22 protein-coding genes are annotated in these 24245 nt (G+C 36.0%); 16 read left to right on the top strand and 6 right to left on the bottom strand.

Annotated features, from left to right (window positions below; all coding sequences use genetic code 11):
- Positions 1-5: 5 nt before the first annotated feature.
- The 4 genes from BW942_RS14520 to BW942_RS14500 form a co-directional block, all read right to left on the bottom strand.
- Entirely contained in the window at positions 6-1268 is a 1263-nt protein-coding gene (locus BW942_RS14520) for a response regulator (protein ID WP_000402080.1), read from the bottom strand.
- Complete coding sequence (locus tag BW942_RS14515; protein ID WP_002969117.1) at positions 1231-3351, bottom strand: PAS domain-containing sensor histidine kinase; 2121 nt, start codon at positions 3349-3351, stop codon at positions 1231-1233. The genes BW942_RS14520 and BW942_RS14515 overlap by 38 nt, the downstream gene beginning before the upstream one ends.
- A 670-nt stretch (positions 3352-4021) precedes the next feature.
- Complete coding sequence (gene ispH / locus BW942_RS14505) at positions 4022-4960, bottom strand: 4-hydroxy-3-methylbut-2-enyl diphosphate reductase (RefSeq protein ID WP_000890370.1); 939 nt, start codon at positions 4958-4960, stop codon at positions 4022-4024.
- A 175-nt stretch (positions 4961-5135) separates the two neighbouring features.
- Positions 5136-5666 carry a DUF1564 domain-containing protein gene (locus BW942_RS14500; RefSeq protein WP_025176453.1) on the bottom strand — a complete coding sequence of 177 codons (531 nt, stop codon included), beginning with the start codon at positions 5664-5666 and terminating at the stop codon, positions 5136-5138.
- A gap of 541 nt (positions 5667-6207) precedes the next feature.
- Between BW942_RS14500 and BW942_RS14495 the strand changes: the two genes are divergently transcribed.
- Positions 6208-7056 carry a flagellin N-terminal helical domain-containing protein gene (locus BW942_RS14495; protein WP_000586157.1) on the top strand — a complete coding sequence of 283 codons (849 nt, stop codon included), beginning with the start codon at positions 6208-6210 and terminating at the stop codon, positions 7054-7056.
- 580 nt (positions 7057-7636) lie between these two features.
- On the opposite strand, the gene BW942_RS14485 is transcribed toward BW942_RS14495, so the two are convergent.
- Complete coding sequence (locus BW942_RS14485; RefSeq protein WP_000586161.1) at positions 7637-8488, bottom strand: flagellin N-terminal helical domain-containing protein; 852 nt, start codon at positions 8486-8488, stop codon at positions 7637-7639.
- A 69-nt stretch (positions 8489-8557) separates the two neighbouring features.
- Here BW942_RS14485 and BW942_RS14480 point away from each other — a divergent pair, with 69 nt between their 5' ends.
- From BW942_RS14480 to BW942_RS14465, 4 genes are read left to right on the top strand one after another with little or no spacing between them, the layout of a single operon-like run.
- Positions 8558-8851, top strand: a complete 294-nt coding sequence (locus BW942_RS14480) for a hypothetical protein (protein WP_000493075.1) — start codon at positions 8558-8560, stop codon at positions 8849-8851.
- On the top strand, positions 8826-9377 hold the full coding sequence (locus tag BW942_RS14475; protein WP_000708723.1) for a cob(I)yrinic acid a,c-diamide adenosyltransferase: 552 nt from the start codon (positions 8826-8828) through the stop codon (positions 9375-9377). Before BW942_RS14480 ends, BW942_RS14475 begins: the two co-directional genes overlap by 26 nt.
- Positions 9353-10657 carry a peptide MFS transporter gene (locus tag BW942_RS14470; protein WP_000383078.1) on the top strand — a complete coding sequence of 435 codons (1305 nt, stop codon included), beginning with the start codon at positions 9353-9355 and terminating at the stop codon, positions 10655-10657. Before BW942_RS14475 ends, BW942_RS14470 begins: the two co-directional genes overlap by 25 nt.
- A gap of 49 nt (positions 10658-10706) precedes the next feature.
- On the top strand, positions 10707-11978 hold the full coding sequence (locus tag BW942_RS14465) for a C40 family peptidase (protein ID WP_000488432.1): 1272 nt from the start codon (positions 10707-10709) through the stop codon (positions 11976-11978).
- Between the two features lie 291 nt (positions 11979-12269).
- Here BW942_RS14465 and BW942_RS14460 read toward each other — a convergent pair whose 3' ends face one another.
- Entirely contained in the window at positions 12270-12890 is a 621-nt protein-coding gene (locus BW942_RS14460) for an LON peptidase substrate-binding domain-containing protein (RefSeq protein ID WP_000938166.1), read from the bottom strand.
- Between the two features lie 54 nt (positions 12891-12944).
- Between BW942_RS14460 and rfaE1 the strand changes: the two genes are divergently transcribed.
- From rfaE1 to BW942_RS14405, 11 genes are all read left to right on the top strand, one after another.
- The gene (gene rfaE1, locus BW942_RS14455; RefSeq protein ID WP_000291591.1) at positions 12945-13958 is read left to right on the top strand and encodes a D-glycero-beta-D-manno-heptose-7-phosphate kinase; all 1014 of its coding nucleotides are present in this window, start codon (positions 12945-12947) and stop codon (positions 13956-13958) included.
- Positions 13959-14435: a D-glycero-beta-D-manno-heptose 1-phosphate adenylyltransferase gene (gene rfaE2 / locus BW942_RS14450; RefSeq protein WP_000364507.1), complete on the top strand. Its 477-nt coding sequence runs from the start codon at positions 13959-13961 to the stop codon at positions 14433-14435. It begins immediately after the preceding gene.
- Between the two features lie 198 nt (positions 14436-14633).
- Entirely contained in the window at positions 14634-16250 is a 1617-nt protein-coding gene (locus BW942_RS14445; protein ID WP_000091728.1) for a CTP synthase, read from the top strand.
- Positions 16247-17116 carry a 3-deoxy-8-phosphooctulonate synthase gene (gene kdsA, locus BW942_RS14440; protein WP_001056080.1) on the top strand — a complete coding sequence of 290 codons (870 nt, stop codon included), beginning with the start codon at positions 16247-16249 and terminating at the stop codon, positions 17114-17116. The genes BW942_RS14445 and kdsA overlap by 4 nt, the downstream gene beginning before the upstream one ends.
- Positions 17117-17127: 11 nt before the next feature.
- Positions 17128-17712, top strand: a complete 585-nt coding sequence (lptC, locus tag BW942_RS14435; RefSeq protein ID WP_000791967.1) for an LPS export ABC transporter periplasmic protein LptC — start codon at positions 17128-17130, stop codon at positions 17710-17712.
- A complete protein-coding gene (locus BW942_RS14430; RefSeq protein WP_000621222.1) occupies positions 17709-19079 on the top strand; it encodes an LptA/OstA family protein in 1371 nt (456 codons plus the stop codon). The genes lptC and BW942_RS14430 overlap by 4 nt, the downstream gene beginning before the upstream one ends.
- 12 nt (positions 19080-19091) lie before the next feature.
- Positions 19092-19817 carry an LPS export ABC transporter ATP-binding protein gene (gene lptB, locus BW942_RS14425; RefSeq protein ID WP_000047473.1) on the top strand — a complete coding sequence of 242 codons (726 nt, stop codon included), beginning with the start codon at positions 19092-19094 and terminating at the stop codon, positions 19815-19817.
- Positions 19814-21235: an RNA polymerase factor sigma-54 gene (rpoN, locus tag BW942_RS14420; protein ID WP_001054367.1), complete on the top strand. Its 1422-nt coding sequence runs from the start codon at positions 19814-19816 to the stop codon at positions 21233-21235. The genes lptB and rpoN overlap by 4 nt, the downstream gene beginning before the upstream one ends.
- Positions 21236-21239: 4 nt before the next feature.
- On the top strand, positions 21240-22205 hold the full coding sequence (hprK, locus tag BW942_RS14415) for an HPr(Ser) kinase/phosphatase (protein ID WP_000062490.1): 966 nt from the start codon (positions 21240-21242) through the stop codon (positions 22203-22205).
- Positions 22177-22440 carry an HPr family phosphocarrier protein gene (locus BW942_RS14410; protein WP_000658909.1) on the top strand — a complete coding sequence of 88 codons (264 nt, stop codon included), beginning with the start codon at positions 22177-22179 and terminating at the stop codon, positions 22438-22440. The genes hprK and BW942_RS14410 overlap by 29 nt, the downstream gene beginning before the upstream one ends.
- Positions 22441-22453: 13 nt before the next feature.
- Positions 22454-24244, top strand: a complete 1791-nt coding sequence (locus BW942_RS14405) for an LIC_11548 family sensor histidine kinase (protein ID WP_082279648.1) — start codon at positions 22454-22456, stop codon at positions 24242-24244.
- Position 24245 lies beyond the last annotated feature (1 nt).

The raw sequence follows: 24245 nt of genomic DNA, 5'->3' as shown, positions 1-24245 counted from the left end.
TCTCCTTAAGAAACCAAAGGTATAAAAATTTCAGCGAGAACACAGAGGCTTACGTCTTCGGAAGTATGATCGTTTGCGTTATGGATAAAAAATAAACCGTGATGTTTACGGACGATATGATCTACCGCAGTTAGACCTAAACCTAAACCGAATTTTTCTAAATGACTCACGTTTTCAACGGGAGGATAAATTCTAAAAAAAGGTTGGATTACTAGTTGTTCAAACTTTTCTGGAATCCCTCCATACGGTTTTTCATCTACTCGATTTTTAAAAGTAATACAAAAATAATTCTGATTGATATTTGTAAAAACATCGATTGTTGAATTGAAAGAACAATATTTTAACGCGTTTAGAAATAATTCTTCCATTGCAAGATATAAAAGAGAAAGGTTTACGTTTATCTTATGTTCTTTTTTAAAAACTGGAAGTTTGACCGAAACCTTTTTAGATAAAAGAAATGAATTTAGGTTTTCGGGAAGGTCTTTAGTTTTTTCTAGAATTTCTTTAGTGGAAGTTGTATTGAATTCGAAATTTTGATCGATTAGATTCAATAGTTTTTCAAGACCAAGAAGCATATTCTTAGTTACTCGATTGTTCGTAAGAAGAAGATCTAAAATTTCCTTATCAACTTTATAAAAGTTTCCTTCTTGGATTTTAACGGAATCAATCATATCTAAAAGACTGATCATGGAACCGATACCACTACCTTGGGAAAGGGAAGTTTTTAAACTATGAATCGAATTCTTTTCAAAAGATTCGCTATCCGATTTGCGAATCGTCTCTTTATAAGTAAGCCATTCAAGTTGATTTCTTAATTTTTGATTTTCTATCTCGGCTAAATTTTCCTCCATATTTTTTAGAAAATAATAGTTCAGTGCCTTTTGTAGAATCTTGAGAAAAATTTCTGGATAAATCGGTTTTAGAATATAATCGAAAACTCCTAGTTTCATAATTTCTATGATTTTCTCATTGCTATCGATGGCCGTTTGAACAAGTACAATCGCGTTAGGATAAATTTCTTTAAGTTTAACTAAAAAGGAACCTCCGTCCATTACGGGCATCATCAAGTCCAAAATAAAAATGGAATATTTCTTATTTTCGATTTGTTTTAAAGCTTCAGCTCCGTTAGGTGCCACCTCGTGTTTAACACTAAGTTCGTCACATAAACTTTCTAAAAGAATACAATTTTCTTTTTTGTCTTCGATGATCAAAATAGGATCATTCGGAATTTTACGAAGAATATTCTTCTTTTTCAGTTCGATTTCCAAGATATATCTCCTTTTCAATTTCGATTAAAATCGATTTCAATTTATCTAAAGAAAACGGGTTTTGGATCGTGTAGTTTGGGAAGAAAGGAAGTAGATCTTCTTGAAAAGGAAGCGGAATATCCGCAGTTTCCAAAAGAATCAAATGTTTAAAATTGGAATCCTCGTTTAGAAGTGATCTTAAGAATTTTACAACTTCCGTTTCTTCCAAAAGCAAACGTGTATCATATAACAATATTTTATGGAGATCGAGGCTTTTTTGTGGTATTTTGGAAGAATCTTTCACGGTACGGAAAGAAATGAATTCTTGTGAGTTATGTATGAAATATTTTTCAATCGCTCTATCATAAATTCTATCTTGAATAGATAACAAAATGGGAACGGATTTAAGATGGAAAGGGTAGGGAGATTCTTCTGCTTCTTGAGAAAAAGAATTAGAAACATTTAAATGTTCTAAACGAGTGAAAGACGGAAAAATAACAACAAACTTACTACCTTTGCCAAGTGCACTTTCCACTTGGATGGAACCATGATGTGCTTCCACGATTTTTTTAACGATGGGTAGGCCGAGTCCGCTTCCTTCATAGGCGGCTCGATCCTCTCCTTTTACTTGGTAAAATGTTTCAAAAATTTTAGAGATTTCTTCTGTAGGAATTCCGATTCCAGAATCCTGAACTGCAAGTTGGAAATTATTTTCGAGTTTATTTAGAGTGATTAAAATTTTACCAGTAGAATCTGTAAACTTGATCGCGTTTCCAAGAAGATTGAGAATTACTTGTCGAATCCGTTTTGGATCCGCTCTAATTTCAAAGTTGGCGTTTTTAGGAAAAAACTCGAAAGTCATTTCGAGTTTTTTTGTAATCGCTTCTCCTAAAATCATTTCGACTGAAGTCGAAATCAATTCCTTGAGATCGAAATCGGATTCGTTGAGTACTAGTTTGTCCGCTTCGATACGGGAAAGGTCCAGTATGTCGTTTATGATATTTAGTAAATGAACCCCAGAATGAAAGATCAGATCTAAATATCGGTTTTCTCTTTCCATTCCTTCGGGAAATTGCATCAATCTGGAAAACCCAATGATAGAATTGAGAGGGGTTCTGAGTTCGTGGCTCATATTTGCCAAAAACTCCGATTTGGCTTTGTTTGCTTTTTCCGCCATTTCTTTTTGAAGATTTAATTCTTCCGTTCTTTGACTTACTAGGACTTCTAATTTTTCTCTATGGACTTTCAATTCTTCTAATATATTTTTTCTTTCTAAAAAAACGCTGATCAAATCTACGAAGGTTCGAATTGTAAATATTTCTTCTTTTACTATGTTTGTAGTTTTAAAATTCTCAAATCCTGCAAATCCAAACCATTCGTCTGAAACAAATAGGGGGATTAAAGTTACCGAACAGATTTCTCTTTGATCGAAAAATTTTTTTTCGTTTTCGGAGAACTCAGATAAATTTCCCTGCAGATAACCTCCGGATGAAAAAATTTTTTTCCAGCGGGAGTAATCTTGATTGTAAACGATGGATTGTAGAACCGGAATTTCAGAGGTTTCCAGAGACGGGTCTTTTACTTCCAGATAAAGTTCTGCTGACTCTGCATTTTCAGAATTTTTAAAAAGATAAAGTCTTTCAGAATCTAAAAAGACTAAAAATTGTTCCATTGCGTATTTTAGAATTTTAAGTTCTACCGAAGTAGAGAGAAGGATCTGAGTGGCCGAGGTGATTCCCATTTCTAGACGGAGGTGTCTCGTAACGGATTCTCCTTTTTTTACTTTTTCAGTGATATCTCTTTGTATGGAGATAAAACATAGTATATTTCCGGAAAGGTCCCGAATTGCTGATATACGCCATTCTACATGATAGGGGCTTCCGTCTTTTTTATAGTTGATCGTTTCTCCGGAAAAATCCTTTCCTTGAGTTAGGGAGCGTTTTAAATCCCTCATAATTTTTCGATTTGTCAAGGGGCCTTGTAGCATTCTAGGAGTTTTGCCGATTAAATCTTCTTTTGTATAACCTGTCATTTTACAAAAAGCTGGATTTACGAAAAGTATCTTAGGTCCAGGGGGTTCCAGTTGTGTGTCTGTGACTAACATGGAATCCGAAATTTGATTTACCAGAATTTCATAAATTTCTTGTGAATGTTCGAAATTGGTTCGGTTCGGTTCGGTTCCACAGCGAATGTAAAATCCTGAATTCTATAAAAAGATCAATAATTTTATTATTTCGGAAGGTTTTAAATATTAAAAAAGTAAAAAATTATAAAATGATACTAAGTAATTCAATCGAATTTATTTTATAGAAATGAGAAATGTCTGTTTTTATAGGTTTAGTTGAATGTAGGAACTACCACGAACTACGATTTTACAGATAAATTCTAAAGATGAAACTCTTACATTTAGAAAATTTGTTTTAGTTTTCTTACTGACCCTATAAAACTGAATCAATTTTAATGTAAATTTGGCGTAAGAAACTCATGATTCTGAAAAAACTGGAATCTGAACTTTACAGACCGACTCTTTAAATGTGGGAACTCTCACAATTTATAAAATAGAAGTTTATAACAATTGAATTTGTCGTGTTCAAGTTAGGTTTGTCTGTAAAATGATGCGGGAACTAGTGCAAATCATGATTTTACGAACAAATTCTTAAATTGTAGGAACTCATACTTTTAGAAAATTTTTTTTTAAATCGAACTCACGTTATTTTTATAGGTTTATTTTTCCGGAAAAAGTAAAATGTGGGAGTTCATACAAATAAACTTTTTTAACTGAGTAAAACTCCGGGAAGTTTAAAATTCATAGAATCATCTCTAGAACCCGGAAATAATTCAACATTAGCATTTGGATAAAATATCTTTAACTTAGAAATAATTTCGTCAACGAGAACCTGAGGAGTTGACGCACCTGCGGTCAAACCTAGGATTTTAATTTCGTTATTTTGAATGTATTCTTTGGAAAGATCATCCGCTGTAGAAACTTTAAATGAATGAGGCTTAGATTTTTGCGCAAGTTGTAAAAGTCGCAATGAATTAGAGCTGTTGTCAGCTCCAATTACAAGCATAGCATCGATTTTATCCATCATCAAAGAAACCGCTTCTTGTCTTTCCGTTGTAGCGTAACAAATATCGTCCTTAGAGGGGTGTTCTACGAACGGAAACGTTTTTGATATTTGATCTATTATATTTTTAGTATCTGCTACTGAAAGTGTGGTTTGCATTAAATATGTAAGTGGTTTATTTGGATCAATTTTATCTTTAAGCGAAATTATGTCCTCCAGAGATTCTACAAGAAACATTTCCGCTTCTCCCATAGTACCAATCGCTTCGTCGTGTCCTTCGTGCCCTATATAGATGATTTGATGTGTATCTTTAATTTTTCTCGCTTTACGATGAACTCTCGTTACGAGAGGGCAGGTTGCGTCTCCAATTTTCATACCCCTCTGTTTAGCCGCTTCCACAACAGAAGGTGAAACTCCGTGTGCTGAAAAAATGACCGTGGCCCCGTTGGGCGCCTCGTCCAGATCGTTGATAAAACGGATTCCATTTTTTTTCATGTCTTCCACAACGCGACGATTGTGTACTATCTCTTTACGGACATAAATTTGTTCTTCGGAATTTGCCTGTACCTGTTCTACGTAAGAAATTGCGTATTTTACGCCAGCGCAAAACCCTCTTGGGTTGGCTAAATAGATCTTTTCTAACATTTTGGGCTCCATTTTCGATACCATTCTAATTCTTTGCTTTGGGTAAAGAATCAAAAAATTATTTGTTTTCCTAGGCTTTTCTTTTCTTAAAATTTTGATATTTCATTTTTGTTTTAGAATTTTCCCCGGTTTTTTTGGTGAATTAGAGTTTTTTGATATTGAATCTAGGCGTTTTTTATTCTTTTAGATAGTATGGGTATTTATTTGTCATTGGGTTTGGTTCAAATTGTAATTCTCTCGAAATTAGATTTTGTCTCCTGTCAATCTTCCAAGTCATTTTGTAAGTCCAGTGAAAGCTAGGAACTCCTGGGTTCAAAGTTTTCACAAAAAAATCCTCTTTTCCACTAAGCTCCTCCAGCCAGAGCATATAATTAAAAAGATAACACCTCGAAACACCATGAGCCGCAGCCAACACACCCAAGGTCGCCCAAACCCCGGTATGAACCCGAACACTAAACTTCTTCATCTTACCAACGCCTCGATTGTATTTGATTTTACCCGCCCGATCATGCAGACGTTTCATAGAAGCGATCTGCTTGGAATATTTTCTCAATAAAAAAGGAAGTTTACTCCGAAGAGCTTTTCTTTCTTGAGCATTCAAACGATTCCAATAAACATCTGGAACCAAAAGAGAATCCGTTCCAACAGAATCTTCTACCAGAGCAGACTCGATTCTTTGACCGTCATCCAACAAAAGAATGTCCATATTAGAAAACGGTTTTTCGAACTTTCCAAACGGAACGATTTGTAGAAAAAATTTTTGAAGAAAATCGCTATAAAATCCTAACAATTATAGAACAAGTATCTCACACTGAAACAGTGTTTTAAGATAAAAATTCAAGAACTCAATGATCGTAGTCAGGTAAATATTCTAATTTTTTAAAAAAACGTGAGTTCAGCGTAAGAAAATCGGAAAGAATTTTTTAAAAGTATGGGTTCCTACAATTTTAGAATCTATTCATAAAATCCTGATTTGTGGTAGTTCCCACATTTTAGGAATTGATCTGTAAAGTTCAGATTCCAATTTTTTACAGAAAAATGAAACGATGGTTCCTTATATCAAGTTCAGACTAAAGAAGGGACATAGATATTCTCATTTGAGAAGAGAATTTTTATCTTTGAGATTCTAAAAAAGTTCATTATCGGAATTTATGCAATCGTCGATGCATTCACTGAAAAGGTCAAGGAAGACCTTTGAAAAATCATAATCCCCTAATTTCAGGGAATCGGATTCAAGGAGGAACCGAATGATTATCAACCATAATATCAGTGCCATTTTCGCACATAGAACTTTGAAGTTCAATAGCGAAAGTATGGGAAAGGACATCGAAAAATTGTCCTCCGGGATGAGAATCAACCGCGCAGGTGATGACGCTTCCGGTCTTGCAGTGTCCGAAAAAATGAGAACTCAGATTCTGGGTCTCAGAAGAGCGGAAATGAACACTGAAGATGGTATGTCTCTGATTCAAACGACAGAGGGCTATTTACAGGAAACTCATGAAATCGTTCAGAGAATCCGGGTTTTGGCCGTCCAAGCTGCCAATGGTATTTATACCGAGGAAGACAGACAACAGATCCAAGTAGAAGTTTCTCAGTTAGTTGACGAGATCGACCGAATCGCTTCTCAGGCGGAATTCAATAAAATGAAACTCCTTACCGGGGCTTTTGCAAGATTGAATCCAACTGCGAGTATGTGGTTTCACATAGGTGCAAATATGCACCAGAGAGAAAGAGTTTATATTGAAACGATGAACACTGCGGCACTGGGATTAAGAAACCCAACCGTTTTGACGTTTATTTCTCTTTCTACAGCTGGCAAGGCAAACTCTGTGATCGGATTAGCGGATGATGCGCTTCGTAGTATCTCTAAACAGAGAGCTGATTTAGGAGCGTATTATAATCGTCTGGAACACGCTGCAAAAGGTCTCATGAATGCATATGAGAACATTCAAGCGGCTGAATCTAGAATTCGCGATACCGATATGGCAGAACAAATGACTAGCTTTACGCGTTATCAAATCCTAACTCAGGCTGCGACCGCGATGTTAGCTCAGGCCAATATGAAACCGCAAACGGTTCTACAGTTGCTGAAGTAACCGTTTCTTCTGGTTGAAAGAATCTAATTTCAGCTAGAAGAGTTAAGCAAATGCCGGAAACGACGATACCTAAAATGGATTTATAATTCCCGTTATAAATCGCCGTACGACTCTGAAGCCCGAGTATTCTTAATAGAATCTTCGGGCTTATTTTTTTTATTTTATCCACTGAAAATTTAATTACGAGTCAGTTGACTTAAGAAATAGATCTGATATTTTAAATTGAAATCATCGATTTACTTTAAAATTTGTGATATCTCATTAGAGTTATTGAAAAATTTCATAGTTCAGATGAATTGAATTTTTTAAATGCACCGTTTCTATAAAACAAAATAGATGGAGAATTAATTTTTAAAAAATTTTATTAAATAAAGGTTTTATAGTCTTCAAAATTGAGCTTGTTTTTAAATTAATATTTATAATATTCTTATGTTTTTTATGGAAAAATGAAAGGTAATTTTGAAGTATAAACTTTTTTGAATATAGCACAAATGACATTTTGTTTAGAATAAAACAAAAAAGCCGTCACGAAGTTTTCGAAAACGGCTTTGTAAAAAATTTGGATCTTAGATTAAAAAATTTAACCAAATCTGTCGCTTAACAATTTCACTACTTGATCCGGTCTCATATTTGCTTGTGCGAGCATCGCCGAACCACTTTTTGTCAGAATTTGATTTCTAGTATAATCCACGATCTGTTCCGCCATATCCGCATCCCTCACACGGCTTTCTGCGGCGACCATGTTTACGTAGCTCGACTGTAATCCTTGAGAAGTGATTTCTAAACGATTGTAATAGGCTCCTAAGTCGGCTCTTTGTTGATTTACTTTGGAAATGGCCGTATCTAAAATCCCGATCATAGCGTTTGCGCTTGCGGGAGAAGAGAGGGCTTGTTTCTTTCCATTGGCAACTAATTGTAAACCAGTAGCGTTCATGGAATCTATAAAGATATCTAACTTCTCGTTTTGATTTGGTCCTACTTGAAGTTGGATTGGTTTGTTCGATTGTTTAGAGTGATCTCCCGAAAGAGGTTTGATATGATTGAACTCTGCAGATTTTCCGATTCGATCTACTTCCTCTATCAGTTGGTCCACTTCGAGTTGAACCAGCTTACGGTCTTCGTTGGAATAAATTCCATTGGAAGTCTGGATAGAAAGTTCTCTCAATCTTTGTAATATGTTGTTTACCTGTTCGAGAGTACCTTCCGTGACTTGAATAAAAGAAACTCCATCCATTACGTTTCGTTCCGCTTGAGCAAGTCCCCGGATCTGAGTCCGCATTTTTTCCGACATTGCAAAACCTAGAGCATCATCCCCGGCCCGATTGATTCGTAAACCGGTGGAAAGTTTTTCCATGGTCTTGTCTAATTCTTTATTTACACTTTTCAGTACGTTATTCGTTCTGAGAGCGCTAATGTTGTGATTGATGATCATTGTCACAACCTCCCTGTTTATGTTACCCGGATCCGTCCGAGTCGAAGTTTTTTGGGGCAGAAACTGCCTTTGTTTTCCACTGCGAACTTTCACTCTGTTTTTAGGACGAGGGTGAAAGTTTTATATTTTTTTCCTAAAGTATCATGCGGAGGGAGCCGACACTTAGTTTGGGAAACTTTTGTCAAAATATTAACTAAAATCGTTTTTGAAAGCAACTCTTTTCCTTCAGTTTATAAAAAAAGTCCTTTCTTTCCGTACTTCATTCTCATTGTTTTGATCTTATTTTGTCTCTTTTTTTCAAAAAGTGAAAAAGCAGCGATTTGTGAGTTAGGAAATTATGAAGATCTATACAAAAAAAGGTGATTTTGGGCAAACGTCTTTAGCGACTGGCGTAAAGGTGCCTAAATCGGATCGTAGAGTAGAGTTGTATGGAACCGCTGACGAACTCAATTCTACCATTGGAGTTGTGAAATCATTTTTACGAAAGGAATCCATACTTCATTCTTCATTGGAAACAATCCAAAATCTTCTTTTTGAGTTAGGCGCTGAGCTGGCTGGTTTTAGGCCTAAACAAGAATCCTGCATCTTAGAAGAAGATATTACGTTTTTAGAAAATCAAATTGATCAAATGCAGGAAAAATTAGAACCGCTGAAAAAATTCATCCTTCCTGGCGGGACTAAGGCGGCTGCATTTTTACATATTTCTAGAACGGTTTCTAGAAGATTAGAAAGAGAAATGGTAAAGTTTAAAGAAGAAGGTCTTGAAATACTTTCTTCTCCTATGATTTTTATAAATCGTCTTTCGGATTATTTTTTTGTGGCCGCTCGTTTTGCAAATTTAGAAGAGAATATTCAGGAACCATTATGGACGTCCAGAACAAAGACGTAAATTCTCATCCCAAGGGTCTTACGATTTTATTTTTTACAGAAACTTGGGAAAGGTTCAGCTTTTATGGAATGCGTGCCTTACTCGTGTTATTTCTTACTAAGGTTTTTCATTTTTCTGATGTGGACGCAAATCGAATCTATGGAATTTATACAGGTCTCGTTTATTTAACTCCTCTCCTAGGAGGTTATCTTGCAGATCGTTATTTAGGTTTTAAAAAATGCATTTTTCTAGGAGCCACGTTGATGATGTTTGGGCATTTGAGTCTTGCCTTTGAAACAAAACCATTTTTCTTTTTAGGTTTGGGATTGCTCATTTTAGGAGTTGGTTTTTTTAAACCAAATATCGCTACAGTTTTAGGAAGAATCTATGATGAAGATAATAAAACTCGAATGAAAGATTCTGGTTTTACGATTTTTTATATGGGAATTAATTTAGGAGGTTTTTTAGGACCTCTATTTTGTGGTTATTTTAGTAAATCTTGGGGCTGGGGATACGGATTTGGAGTGGCCGCCTTTGGAGTGTTATTCGGAATTTTAATTCTTCTTTTGGGTCAAAAACAATTTCCGGAAAAAGTTTTTGAACCAGGTAAAAAATATCATACCGTCGAAGGACAAAAACATTCTACTTTAAAAAAAGAAGAAAAACAAAAACTCGCAGTAATTTTTATTTTTACCTTATTTGTAATCATTTTTTGGGCTGCTTTTGAACAAATCGGTTCTTCTATAAATCTTTTTATAGATCGTCACGTTAACCGAAATTTGTTCGGATACGATATTCCTACTCCTTTTTTTCAATCTTTAAATCCGCTTTTGATTTTGATTTTTGCTCCTATAATTGCTTCTTTTTGGACTACACTTGCAAAAAATAATTGGAAGCCAGATACTTCTACAAGATTTGCAACCGGTTTTTTCATTTTAGCTTTGGGTTTTTCAGTTTTAACATTAGTCACTCTTGACTTTAGACCTGGTCATAAAATTTCGGCGGTTTGGCTTTTGTTAATGGTTCTTTGTATTACTGTAGGAGAGTTATTTACATCTCCTGGAGGTTTGGCTCTAGTTACTAAGTTGTCTCCTAAACAACTAGGTGGTTTTATGATGGGGGTTTGGCTTCTTTCTAGTTTTTTTGGTAACATTCTCGCCGGAGAATTGGCTGGGTTTATGAAAACAGATAGTTTTCCTACTTTTTTTGGGATGTTTGCAATACTTGCATTTGTAGGTGGAATGATTCTCTATATTACAAGAAAAAAACTTCAAAACTGGATGCACGGAGCGGACCAGTGAAATATTCAATTTTTTATAGATTCTAAAATTTATATATTAGGGAATTTTTATGTTTAGAATTATTCAAATCTTTTTTGTTTTGGTTTGGATGCCCATTTCCATTTTTGCGGATCCATTTTCAGATCTTCTTAAGGAAGATTTCGAAGCAGGGCAAACTCTTCTGATTCGAAATTCCGTCTTTCAAAAGTTAGGTGGTAAGTCTAAGGATCCGAAAGTGATCGAAATAACAAAGAATACGATCCCTTGGGCCATCATGGAGGGTTTGGCTCCGGACACGATTGCGGATTTGATCGTAAATCAATACTACGTGTCTCTTTCCGGTTTACGTTTTACGGAGGCGGAAGACGCAATTCCGATTCTTTCTAAACAAAAACTTTCTGAAAAAGATTTTGTTTTAGTTTCTTTATTTGTAAAAGAAACATCTCAGGCTGGGATTCGAGAAGAAATCAGAAACGTTTTTTTATCTACTGCGTTGAAATCTCGTTGGGATGGATTTGCGATTTTAGCGGGCGGAAGGGCACTCATCGCTGGAAAATTTGTAGGGATTCCTGAAAATAGGCTCGCATCTAGAATATTGGGTTCTTTTCCAAACAGAGGAGCAATAGTTCCCTTTGAAAAAACTGATTCCGCTTTTAGACAAGCAATTTTTTTCAATCCGACAAACGATCGTTATACGTTGGCGTCGGATCTTTTATCTCAACTTAAGTCATTACACGAAGGAACTAAAAGTAGGTCTTTGGATTCTTGGACCGGAACAATCTCTCAGGCTCGGACCTTGGATAGAAGTTTAGATTCTGCCGGTGAAATAGTAATCGGAGATAGACCGAAATTTGGATTTGAAGAAAATATTCCAGAACCTCCTCTGGTTCCGGAAGTTGAACCGGAAGCGCCAGTTCAACCTGGTAAAGTGGAATGGGAAATATTAAATTCTTCTAATTTAGTTTCAGTTGTTAAGGAATGGTTAGGAACTCCTTATTATTGGGGAGGAACTTCTAAAAAAGGTGTGGATTGTTCGGGATTTACGTTTAGTTCTTTGACGGATAAACGTGTAGGAGTTCCCGTAAAAATACTTCCCCGTCTTGGAAGGGAACAGGCTAATTCTGGAAGTAAGGTTTCTCATCAGAGTTTAAGAGCGGGAGATTTGATTTTTTTCTCAGCGTCTCCCAATCAAAGTAAAATCACTCACGTTGGTCTTGTAATCAACGAAAAAGAATTTGCGCATGCTTCTTCCACGCGTGGGGTGGTTGTCGATAAAATTTCTATGAAGTGGTGGATCGATCGTTATGTGACATCGCGACGATTATTTAAAAAAGTATTATAAGAAAAACTTTATAAAATGGGTTTTTAATTTGTTATTGTTTGCGGAGCGGCGATCGTATTCGGAAATTTGAATTTAAGATCTTTATAAATCTGTACTTAAATTTTATCGCTCATCCTTGTTTAGGTGCAAATTACGGGTATTTTCGGAATTTTATTAGAGTTGTTGAAAGGGGATCAACAAAATTACTTCAATTGTCCATTTCAATGCAACAGAAACGGATGGAGAATTTATTTTTCAACAACTCTATTTTATAATCGAATTTCCATTTCTGACATTCTAAACATTTAACTTTTATTCTCTTAAGTTGAGTTCTTCTGCAATTCGCATTAAAATTTTCATCTTTTCCATTGGATTTGGATCTACTAAGATTTCTTGTTTTTTAGAAAATTCAAAATTGAGAATAGAAGCAATAAAATCAATAGGAAAGGGATGTGTTATGAGTTCATTCATCCTAAGAATCAAATCTTCTCCAGCACCTTCTGAAAGTAGTATTCTTTTTGTAAAAAACAAAAGTCTTTCGAAGCCCTTTTTAAAATTTTCATGTTTTAGATATTCGAAATCGGGTTCAATCTTTTCGACTTTTCCTACTCGAAATGGTTCCATCGTTTCGTAATCGATTAATTTGGCGATTCCCTTTCCTTCTAAAAGAATATTGGATCTTCCATCTGGTAGAGGATCTCTTCTTACGATTTTACCCCAACCAAATACGGTTTCAATTTCAGGGTGTAGAGATAACATTTTTGATTTGTTGACTAAGGGGGCGATTGCTAATTCTTCGCTGGATTCCATACAATAGTCTAACATCAATCTATATCTAGGTTCGAAAATATGAAGAGGTAAATATGTCCCTGGAAACAAAATGATTTCCGGTAACGGAAAGATTGGGACAGTAGTGATTGACACAGGAAGCATACTATAACTGCTTATATAGAAACCGTAAATCAAAATCCCAAGGATCAGTAGAATTTGTATTATCTAAATAGAAATCGCTTTCAAACTTCAACAGCTAATCTTAAAAATTTAAAAGTGATTGTGATTGGAGATTTCATCTTGGATGAATATCTTATCGGAGAAGTAAGTCGAATTTCTCCAGAAGCTCCAGTTCCAGTAGTCTGGGTTCGTACAGAAAAGATTACTTTAGGTGGGGCGGGAAATGTGGTCAAAAATTTATCAAGTTTAGGGGTAAAGTCAGTTGTTCTTGGAAGAACTGGAAAAGACGAAAGGGCGAAAAATCTTGCCGGTCTTCTACACCATGAAAACACAGATAAGGATCAGAACTTTTTGATTGCATCCGAAGGTGTGCCAACGATTGTAAAAACAAGAGTGATAGCAGGGCATCAACAGGTTTGTAGGATTGATAAAGAAGAATTAAAACCAATCAATTCAAACGAAGAAGACGAACTTCTCAGAGCTTTTTTAGAAAGAATCGATTCTGCGGACGCGGTGATTCTTTCTGACTACGATAAGGGAACTTTAACTCCTAGGATTATCAGCGAAGTTTCTAAAATCTGCGTGGATAAAAAAAAGATCGTAACAGTTGATCCACAGGTGAGTCATTTTTTTCTATATAAAAGAGTGAGTATTCTGACTCCAAATCATCACGAAGCAGGTAAGGCCATCGGAAGAAAATTAGAAAACGATTCTGAAATTTTAAATGCGGTGGAAGAAATTTCCGAAAAACTTTCTTGTCCTTCTCTTATGATTACAAGAGGAGAAAAGGGGATGAGTTTATACCTTTCTTCTAATAAAGAAATATTTCATATTCCGACGGTTGCAAAAGAAGTATTCGATGTTACCGGTGCCGGTGATACTGTTATCAGTACTTACACAGCCTATCACGCCGCTGGGTTGAACGAATTAGAAGCAAGTATCGTTTCCAATGCGGCCGCTGGAGTCGTAGTTGGAAAGTTAGGCGCAGAAACTGTAACCCCGGGGGAATTAGAACTTTCTTTACAATCTATGGGGAGTTTTGAAAATTAAATGGACTTAAAAAATCACGTCGTTTCCTGGCAAAACGTCGCGGCTTTTGCGGATCAGGTTCGAAAAAATAAAAAAATTGTTTTTACGAACGGTTGTTTCGATTTAGTACATAAAGGTCACATAACGTATCTTTCTCAGGCAAGAGAGTTAGGTGATTTTCTCTGGATAGGACTCAATTCGGATTCTTCTGTAAAACGTCTGAAAGGGGAACAAAGACCTTTAATTTGCGAAGAAGATCGAGCGATTCTTCTTTCTAATTTGAGATTTGTGGATGCGGTTACGATTTTTTCTCAGGATACTCCTTTGGATCTAATTCGTTTGATCAAACCTAAGATTCACGTAAAGGGAGGAGATTACAAAGTAGAAGAATTGCCTGAAACGAAAATAATCAGAGAATTAGGAGGGGATGTTCAAATTTTACCCTTTGTCCCTGGAAAATCCACCTCTTCCATCATCGAAAAAATTTTAAAACTCTAAAATTAAATCTCCCTCATCTTTGTAATTGTGCTTTGATATGGGAATTACATATATCCTCGTTTTGTAAGAAAATGTTACGAGACCTGATTTACAAATAGAAACCAATATTCTACTTTTTAGAAACAGAATTCCTGGAAATTCCGGTTTGAATTTCTAAGAAACACCCGAAACTCTGTTCTTTAGAAGGTGGAATATACGTTGTCGAGAACTAAGTTTATCTTTGTAACCGGAGGGGTGAGTTCCTCGCTTGGAAAAGGAGTCACCGTCGCGGCTCTAGGTTGTTTGTTGGAAAGTAGGGGATATACTGTCTCTCTCCAAAAAATGGATCCTTACATCAATATAGATCCTGGAACCATGAGCCCTTATCAGCATGGAGAAGTTTATGTAACCGCAGACGGAGCCGAAACCGACCTCGATTTAGGTTATTACGAACGTTTTACTCATTCTAAATTGACTCGAAAAAATTCAGTATCTACCGGTCAGATTTATAATACTGTCATTCAAAGAGAAAGAAAGGGAGATTACCTAGGTCGTACAGTCCAAGTTGTCCCTCATATCACAAACGAAATCCGAAATCGGATGTATATTGTCGCCAGAGAAGAAAATCCAGATTTTATCATCGTTGAAATTGGAGGAACGGTAGGCGACATTGAATCGATTCCGTTTTTAGAGGCGATTCGTCAAATGCGTTATGAACATGGAAGTTCTAACGTATTGTTTGTTCACCTAACACTGGTTCCAACGATTACCGCTGCAGGAGAAGCAAAGACAAAACCAACCCAACATTCCGTCAAAGAATTACTCGGACTTGGAATTCAACCGGATATACTCGTTTGTAGAGTTTCTCAACCGATGACAAAAGAGATGAAAAACAAACTTTCTCTTTTTTGTAATGTGAAAGAAGAGAACGTAATCTCAGCAAGTGATATTTCCACTTCTATATACGAAATTCCTAAAATGTATAAAGAAGAAAAATTAGACGAAGTAGTTTTGAAAACCATGGGAATGGAACTTAGAGAATCTAATTTTTCCGAATGGGATAAAATGGTGAAAGGTTTGTTGACCACTAAACAAACCGTTCAAATCGCCGTTGTTGGAAAGTATATTTCTCTACAAGATGCATATCGTTCCATTTATGAAAGTCTTTCTCACGGTGGTATTGCACATGATACAAAAGTAGAGTTTATCAAAGTGGACCCGGAGAATTTAAACAAAGATTCTTATGTAGAGATTCTAAAAAAAGTACACGGTATTTTAGTTCCAGGCGGTTTTGGTGATAGAGGAATCGAAGGAAAGATTCTTGCGATCCAATATGCAAGAACGAATGGAATTCCTTTTTTAGGAATTTGTCTAGGGATGCAATGTGCGGTTGTGGAATACGGAAGAAACGTTTTGGGACTTAAAGATGCAAATTCTACGGAAATTAGACCTGACACAGAACATCCGGTGATTTCTCTTTTAGAAGAACAAAACGACATCGAACAAATGGGTGGGACGATGAGGTTAGGTTCTTATCCTTGTAAGGTTAAAGAAAATACTCTCTCTTATTCCGAATATAAGTCTATTCTCATACACGAACGTCATAGACATAGATTTGAATTTACAAATCGTTATAGAAAACAATATGAAGAAAATGGAATGATCATTGCGGGCACTTCTCCTGACGATAACCTCGTCGAAATTGTGGAAATTCCAAAACACAATTGGTTTATAGGAGTTCAGTTTCATCCTGAATTTCAGTCTAAACCTACTTTACCTCATCCCTTATTCGCTGGATTTATCCGCGCCTCTGTGAAATACTCTAAAAAAGGATGAACATGAAAGACAATACTTGTACAAAAAGAGATTTTTTAAACGGAACTAAAATAGGAGGAGACGAACCTTTTTTTCTAATTTCCGGTCCTTGTGTTATGGAAAATAGGGATCTATTGGATCGGGTCTGCGCCGAGATGATAGAAGTTTGTGGAGAATTAAAAATTCCTTATATTTTTAAAAGTAGTTTTGATAAGGCCAATCGTTCTTCCGTAAATTCCTATCGTGGACCAGGGCTTGCAGAAGGTATTAAAAATTTAGAATATATTAAAAATAAGTACAACGTTCCTGTTTTGACGGATATTCACGAAACCTCTCAGATTTCTCCTTTGAAAGACGTGATAGACGTATATCAGATCCCTGCGTTCTTGTGTAGACAAACAGATCTAATTTCACAATCCGCTCAAACAGGTAAATGGGTAAACGTAAAAAAAGGCCAATTTCTTGCACCTGCGGATACGCGTCATATCGCGGTTAAGATGAACGAATCCGGAAATAATAAGCTACTCGTAACCGAAAGAGGAACTTCGTTTGGTTACGGAAATTTAATATTCGATGGAAGAGCAATTCCGATCATTCACGGATTTGATATTCCTCTTGTATTTGATGCGACACATTCTGCACAACTTCCCGGAGCTGCTGGAAACAGTACTGGTGGACAAAGAGAATTTATTCCGAGTATTCTTCGTTCTGCCGTTTCTTTTGGTATTGAAGGTATTTTTATGGAAGTACATCCAGATCCACCAAACGCACTTTCGGATGCCACGACTCAGTATCCACTTTCTCAGATTAAGAGCCTTTTGAAAGAGATGATCGGTCTAGATCGTTATATTAAAAAAGAAATTCTAATTTCTAGAAGCAGCTTATAATCGGTTTTTTTATGAAAAATAAAAACAACAATCGGATTTTAGTTTTTTTGATTTCGGTTGTTTGCGGATTTTTTCTAATCATATTCGAAAATTGTAAAAAAGTAAATTATGAAAGAGTAGAGAAAGAAAGGGAAAGTGGATCTTCGATTTCGATTCGAAACTTTAAGAGAGAGGCTTACGATTCAAGTGGGCAGTTGCAGTGGGAACTACGAGCCAATGAATCCTTTGTTTACGTAAACGAAAATAAAACTACTTTCTATGACATCGATTTTGATCAGTATGAGGCAGGGAAATTCAAATCCAAACTTTTGGCTGAAAAAGGTGAAATCAATCATAAGACAAGATTGATGCTTTTGGAAGGTAAAATTTTACTAAAGACAGATGATCATAAAATTCTAACTGCTAAAACAATGGAATACAACATGGATACTAAAAAGTTAGTATCTGATTCGGAAGTCAGCGTAAGCGCGGATGGAACTACGATTAGAGGAATTGGACTTAGGGCGGATAAAGATTTAAATAAATTTACGATTTTAAAACCTACTGCCATTACTCAGGGTGGGACCAATCCTTTGAAGGCGGCAGGTTCCCCATGATCCGCAGAGTTTTAATATTTATTTTTATATGTATTCCATTGGTTGCATATTATGGAAATGTAAAACCTCCACTTCTTGTAGGAAGTGAAACTGCAGACAGAAAGTTTGTAAACGTAATACCCGAAAATACAGAAAAGAAAAATTCGACTCCAAACTTTCCAACTTTTTGGGGAGGATCTTCTTTAACTCAAGAAGATAAAACGGTTTCCGGTTTGAAAATCACTTCTTTTACTTTGGAGGGGGGGGCTTGGATTCAACACAAAAAGGTAAAACTTTCGGCAAATCAAATCGAAGTCTACGGAAAAGACGCGTTTAAAGGATTTTTACGGGGTGGAGTTTTTATTCAGGACGGAGATAACGGAGTTACCTTACGAGCAGGAGTAGGTGAATACGATAAGTTTGAAGAAAAAGTAACTATCAAAGATCGTCCTAGACTTTTTCATACAGATAAAAGCGGGTTAAAAACAGTCATATCAGCAAAATTTATCGAAAGAAATCTTTCTAATAAAATTACTCTTTTAAAAGAAAACGTAATTATTGCACATCCTCAAATTACAATTCTTTGTAAAGAAGCAGTTTTTGAAGAAGATTCTGACAAAATCACCACCGATCCAGATCCTATCTTAATTGCAAAAGATCGTTATCTTACAGGAAAACAACTTACATTTTATACAAATATCAACAAAGTAGAGTTAGTCGGAGAGAGTATCCTCTTTCAAAATTATACCGATAAGGAAGCGGTAGAAAATAAAGATAAAAAAGATTCTCAAAAAACTCAGGAAACAATTAAAAAGGAAGTTACTAGGGTTGCAATTTTTAAAGGAGACAAGGTAGTAAGCGACAAGGATGAAAACGGAGAGACTAGAGTGGGTCTGTATGGAAACGCAACCATTTACAGACACAAACTAAAGATGAACGCTGAAAAGTTGATAAGTTACGGAAAAAATTCTTCTAAGATTGAAGCCAGAAATCAAATTACGGTTCACGATCGTGAAAACGCACTTATACTTTCTGGGAATGTCCTTGACTACTTTAAAAACGATGAGTACATTCATTTGACTGATTCAGGAAAAATTGATTTTTTAGATAAAAAAACGGAGGCGGTTACAAGTACAATGACCGCTGTAGAGTTTGAACGGTTTATGGATAAAAATGAAACCGTCATTCGAGGAAACGTTTTTATGGAAGGTAAGGATTCTTCCGCAACGGGAGAATACGCTACCTATTTTGAAAAAGAGGAAAAAGTGTATCTTGAGGGGAATCCTACTCTGAGAAAAAATGGGAGAGACATTCATGCAGGAAAGATAATATTCTTTCCGAGAGAAGGTAGAGCTCTTTTGACTGATGGAATTCTTCCTGGAAAGTAAACAAATAAGAATATGAGCAAAACCTTCCGAATGGATAACCTGATCAAGGTATATAACAAAAGAAAGGTAGTAGATGGAGCTAGCTTTAATATCAAGAAAGGAGAAGTTGTAGGACTCTTAGGTCCCAACGGAGCCGGTAAGACTACTTCTTTTTATATGTCCGTAGGTTTTGTAAGACCGGATTCCGGAAAAGTTTTTATAGACGGACAGGACGTTACCGATTCTCCCATGCATATACGTGCAAGGTTAGGAGTTGGTTATCTCGCCCAAGAGGCGTCTATTTTTCGTAAGTTGACCGTTGCCGAAAATTTAGAAGCGATTTTAGAAACGATGAATCTTTCCAGAACTGAAATTATCAAACGAAGAGATGATCTACTGATTGAACTTCAGATTATGAGAGTTGCCAATCAAAAAGGTTATACTCTTTCTGGTGGGGAAAGAAGACGTTGTGAAATAGCGAGGGCACTTGTTACCAATCCCGACTTTATATTGTTAGACGAACCTTTTGCCGGTGTAGATCCGATTGCTGTGAAAGATATTCAGACCGTAATTGGTTCTTTGAAAGAAAGAGGACTTGGAATTTTGATCACGGATCATAATGTAAGAGAGACTTTAAAGATTACGGATCGTGCTTATATTATGTATAGCGGTAGAATTTTAATTTCCGGTTCTACTCACGATCTTGTAAATGATCCAGAAACAAGAAGAATCTATCTAGGCGAGGATTTTACTCTGTGAATCTAAGTCAGTCACTGGTTCAAAAACAAACCCAAAAACTTGTGATGACTCAGGATCTAAGACAGTCCATAGAACTTCTACCTTTGTCTACTTTAGAACTTTCTGATAGAATCAATTCCGAACTTGTAGAAAATCCTATGTTGGAAGAAGAATATGCATCGGAAAGAAATAGAACCCCCGATTTATACAGTAGAGACGATTTAAAAAGAAAAGAAAAAAATGATTTTCTCAAAAACTCAGACGTTAGTTGGCAAGATCATTTTTCTTTAGATAAGGCCGGAGGCGCGGGAACCGACGCGTCAGATCGAAATCAGAAATACATAGAATCCTCACCGGAAAAAAGCTCCTTATCCGAACATCTTCTTTGGCAGCTTAGGCTTTCCAATTTAAAACCTGATGAAATTTCCATAGGAGAAATTTTGATTTCCATGTTGAATGATCATGGATTTATTCCGATTCCAATTCCAGATTTATGCACTGAAATGAAGTTGAATGAGAAAAAAGTTCGTAAGGTGTTGGATCAGATTCATAGGTTGGACCCTATCGGAATTGGAGCCAAGGATGTACAAGAAACTCTTCTGATACAAGCCAAGATTTTAAAACCGGAAGATTTAAATCTACATATTTTAATTCGGGATCATATTAAGGATTTAGAAAAATTAGATTATAAGTCTATTTCCAAAAAAATGGAAATCCAGTTAGAGTCGGTTGAATCTCTGGCGTCCGAAATTAAAAAGTTAGAACCTTATCCCGCCACGTTGTACACTCCAAATAAACCGGACTATGTAATTCCAGACGTGATCGTCAGAGAGGTAGACGGGGAATTTGATATTTATATCAATGACGAATGGATTCCTAGACTTAAAGTTAATAAAGAATATAAGAATATTCTAAAAAATGCAAAAGAGTCAGATAAGGAATATATCGCTACAAAACTAAGTTCGGCGGAATGGTTGATTCGTTCCGTAAATCAAAGAAGACAAACTTTGTTTAAGGTCACTTCGGCGATTATAGAGATGCAAATTGCATTTTTTAAAAAAGGGATTCAGCATATTAGACCACTGACTCTTAAAGACATTGCTGAAAAGTTGGAAATGCACGAGTCCACAATTTCCAGAATCACTTCCAATAAATATATTCAGACTTCGCGCGGAATTATGGAATTAAAATGGTTCTTTTCTTCCGGGGTTCGTTCTACGGAAGGTGGAATCGAATCTTCTAAAAAAATACACGATCTTATCCGAAACTTAGTCAAAGAAGAACAATCGGACAATCCTCTTTCGGATCAAGAAATTGTAGATGCAATAGGAAAACAAGGAATTGAAATTGCAAGAAGAACCGTCGCTAAATATAGAAAGATTTTGAAAATCCTACCATCCAGCCAGAGAAAAAAAGTCAAGTCTTTGGAGTCTAGATAAGTCTATGTCTATGCCTGGTATTAACGTTTCTAATCTTCTCAATGAACATGAAGAGTTAGGCTTACGTTTACTTGCGGGTCAAAAAGGTCTTACCAATCGGATCAATATGTCGGAGATAAATCGTCCCGGACTTTCTCTTACTGGATTTTACGAAAGTTTTGCACACGACAGAATTCAGATTTTTGGTAAGGGAGAATGGGCTTACATTACTTCCAGGACTCCGGAGGATTTGGAAAAAATAGCCGCGGAGTTTTTCGGATTTCATCTCAATTGTATCATATTCACTCATGGCAATATGCCCCCTCCTATTTTTATGGAGAATTGTGAGAAGTTAGGAATACCGCTGATGATCTCGGAAGTTTCCACTCACAAATTTATCACTTTGATTTCCGGTATTTTAGATCGAAGTCTTGCGCCAAGAACGATGAGACACGGAGTTTTGATAGAGGTTTTTGGGATTGGAATTCTACTTTCTGGAAAAAGTGGAGTAGGTAAAAGTGAAACCGCTCTCGAGCTGATAGAAAGGGGGCATCGCCTTGTTGCAGATGATATGGTGGAAATCAGAAGACTTTCCGAAAGTTATTTAATTGGAACTTGTTCTGATCTACTTAGGCATCATATGGAAATCAGAGGATTAGGAATTCTGAATATTAAAGATATATTTGGAATTGGATCTGTAAGAGATCACAAACTCATCGAACTTATTATTCATTTGGAAGAATGGACAGAAGGTAAAGATTTTGATAGAACGGGGCTTGAAAATCCCACGGAAGAACTTTTAGGAGTTCAAATCCCATTGATTCGAGTTCCGGTGAGACCCGGAAGAAATATTCCGATTATTGTGGAAACCGCAGCGATGAATCAACGTCTTCGTAAATTGGGCAAAAACGCAGCGCAAGAATTCAATCAAAAGTTAAGTCAGTATTTACAGCAGGGTAAAGTTGAAAGAAATCCTACTCAAAATCAATGAAAATGGAACTGGAATGCACGCAAGACCCGCGTCTGTATTTGTGAATTGTGCATCTAAATTTCCCTGTGAAATTACTGTCGTTAAAGACGACGTAGTAGTAAACGGAAAGAGTATTATGGGGCTTATGATGCTCGCACTTGCACCCGGAAACGAATTTAAAATTCAAGTAGAAGGTGAAAAGGAAGACGAGGCACTGGAGGCGCTAAGTAATATCGTAAATAACGATTTCGTTTAATAAATTCGAAACCATGAATGACGAAACTAGATATTATCTAAGAGACTTACTCATCTTAGGTCTAATCATTTTACTTTCGGTAGTTCTCGCCGAGGCAATTCAGTTTTCAGATCAAAAAACAATTCCGGACGATATAAGTTTTTTAGATAGAATTGTAGTTTATATTTTCTTTTTTATTCCACTTTTTTCTCTTTCACTTCTTATTTCTTATTTTTATAGAAACAAAAGAAACCTAGAAACTGGAAGACTCAAAAGTTCTATTAGGTATCGTCTAACGTTATCTTTTATATTTGTGGCATTTTTACCTTCCTTACCAATTTTATTTCTTTCTTCTAATGTGACCGGAAAACTCTACGAAAGATTCTACGGAATTGATATTGAAGAAGCACTTTCTTCGGGAGAAACATTGATCTTAAATGAAGAAAAACCTAAAAAACGATTACTCGTTGAAAAAACCAGACTTTTGGAAAGTTTTTTAAGAATACAACCTCTCCATTTAGAATCTTTGGTCGCAGGCGCGTCTAAACTCAATTTGATTCAGAATGACGAATTTTACGTAGGAATTTATGAAAAGGAAAAACCGATTTTAGAAAATAGAGCTTTGAAATATAGGCCCTTGGAAAAAAATTTTAAAATTTTTGCGAAAACTTCTAATTGGAAAGAATTTGCAAGTTATCGTCCCGATTATTGTATGTATTTTATTCGAATTCCTTTTCCAACAGGGAATTATAATCTTCAAACTGGAATTAGAATTCATAAAGACTCTGAGAGGAACGTATATTCAGTAATTTCTACGAGAAGAAATTACGATCGCGCGGATTTAACTAAAGAAAAACTTCCTTATCGAATTCGTCTAACGTTTAGTATAATAACAGTTGCTATCTTTCTACTCGCCATTTATTTTTCCCTTCTTTTTGCGAGAAAAATCTCTAGACCAATTATAGAATTAGCGAATGCGACTCAAAAAATTTCTATGGGAGATACTGACATCAATCTTGAAATTAGAGAGGCTGGTGAGATAGGCGCACTTATAGATTCTTTTAATCAGATGGTAAAAGATTTAAAATCGAAGGACGCAGAACTCATGCAAAGCCAAAGGATCGCCGCTTGGAAAGAAGTGGCACAAAGGATGGCTCATGAAATTAAAAATCCTCTTACTCCGATCCAACTTTCCGCTGAGAGAATTCGTAGAAAGATGAATTCTGAAAATAAAGAACAGTTTTATGAAATTGTTTCTAGTGAGACCGATACGATCATCAAACAAGTTCGCGTGCTAGAACATCTTGTAAATGAGTTTTCGGATTTTGCTCGTATGCCTGCCCCTAAGCTTATCAATCAGAATTTAGAGCCTATTCTTCTCGAAGTGGTGAAGTTATTTGAACATACTCCTAAACTTAAAATTGCGACGAACATCTCAAAGGGATTTCCGCAACTATTTTTGGATCAAAAAATCATTTCTAGAGTTTTTACAAATCTATTGAAAAATTCAATCGAAGCCATAGAAAGAAAAAGAGAAAAAGAAGAAATACCAGAATACGAAGGTTCAATTCGAATCTCAGCTGTTCTGTCAAGGAAGATTATGAGAAAGGTCGCGGTGATTTCTATAGAAGATAACGGAATCGGAATTTCACCCGAACTCAAACAAAAAGTTTTCGAACCGTACTATTCCACTAAGAACAACAATACTTCTGGAATCGGTTTGGCGATTGTTCAAAAAAGTGTGATTGACCACAACGGTCATATCTCTGTAGATTCTTCCAGTATGGGAGGATGTAGTTTTCAAATAGAACTTCCAGTGTCTTAAA

The sequence above is a fragment of the Leptospira interrogans genome, assembly GCF_900156205.1.
In the GTDB taxonomy this organism is placed as follows: Bacteria; Spirochaetota; Leptospiria; order Leptospirales; family Leptospiraceae; genus Leptospira; species Leptospira interrogans.
This window is presented reverse-complemented; position numbering and strand designations above follow the sequence as displayed.

Bases quoted from the DNA above. Each gene is read 5' to 3' on its own strand.
- ispH (WP_000890370.1), bottom strand. From the start codon at position 4,960: ATGTTAGAAAAGATCTATTTAGCCAACCCAAGAGGGTTTTGCGCTGGC.
- BW942_RS14495 (WP_000586157.1), top strand. From the start codon at position 6,208: ATGATTATCAACCATAATATCAGTGCCATTTTCGCACATAGAACTTTG.
- lptC (WP_000791967.1), top strand. From the start codon at position 17,128: ATGAAAAATAAAAACAACAATCGGATTTTAGTTTTTTTGATTTCGGTT.
- BW942_RS14405 (WP_082279648.1), top strand. From the start codon at position 22,454: ATGAATGACGAAACTAGATATTATCTAAGAGACTTACTCATCTTAGGT.
- BW942_RS14485 (WP_000586161.1), bottom strand. From the start codon at position 8,488: ATGATCATCAATCACAACATTAGCGCTCTCAGAACGAATAACGTACTG.
- BW942_RS14430 (WP_000621222.1), top strand. From the start codon at position 17,709: ATGATCCGCAGAGTTTTAATATTTATTTTTATATGTATTCCATTGGTT.
- BW942_RS14470 (WP_000383078.1), top strand. From the start codon at position 9,353: ATGGACGTCCAGAACAAAGACGTAAATTCTCATCCCAAGGGTCTTACG.
- BW942_RS14475 (WP_000708723.1), top strand. From the start codon at position 8,826: ATGAAGATCTATACAAAAAAAGGTGATTTTGGGCAAACGTCTTTAGCG.
- kdsA (WP_001056080.1), top strand. From the start codon at position 16,247: ATGAACATGAAAGACAATACTTGTACAAAAAGAGATTTTTTAAACGGA.
- hprK (WP_000062490.1), top strand. From the start codon at position 21,240: ATGTCTATGCCTGGTATTAACGTTTCTAATCTTCTCAATGAACATGAA.
- lptB (WP_000047473.1), top strand. From the start codon at position 19,092: ATGAGCAAAACCTTCCGAATGGATAACCTGATCAAGGTATATAACAAA.
- BW942_RS14515 (WP_002969117.1), bottom strand. From the start codon at position 3,351: ATGTTAGTCACAGACACACAACTGGAACCCCCTGGACCTAAGATACTT.
- BW942_RS14500 (WP_025176453.1), bottom strand. From the start codon at position 5,666: ATGGACATTCTTTTGTTGGATGACGGTCAAAGAATCGAGTCTGCTCTG.
- BW942_RS14460 (WP_000938166.1), bottom strand. From the start codon at position 12,890: ATGCTTCCTGTGTCAATCACTACTGTCCCAATCTTTCCGTTACCGGAA.
- BW942_RS14465 (WP_000488432.1), top strand. From the start codon at position 10,707: ATGTTTAGAATTATTCAAATCTTTTTTGTTTTGGTTTGGATGCCCATT.
- rfaE2 (WP_000364507.1), top strand. From the start codon at position 13,959: ATGGACTTAAAAAATCACGTCGTTTCCTGGCAAAACGTCGCGGCTTTT.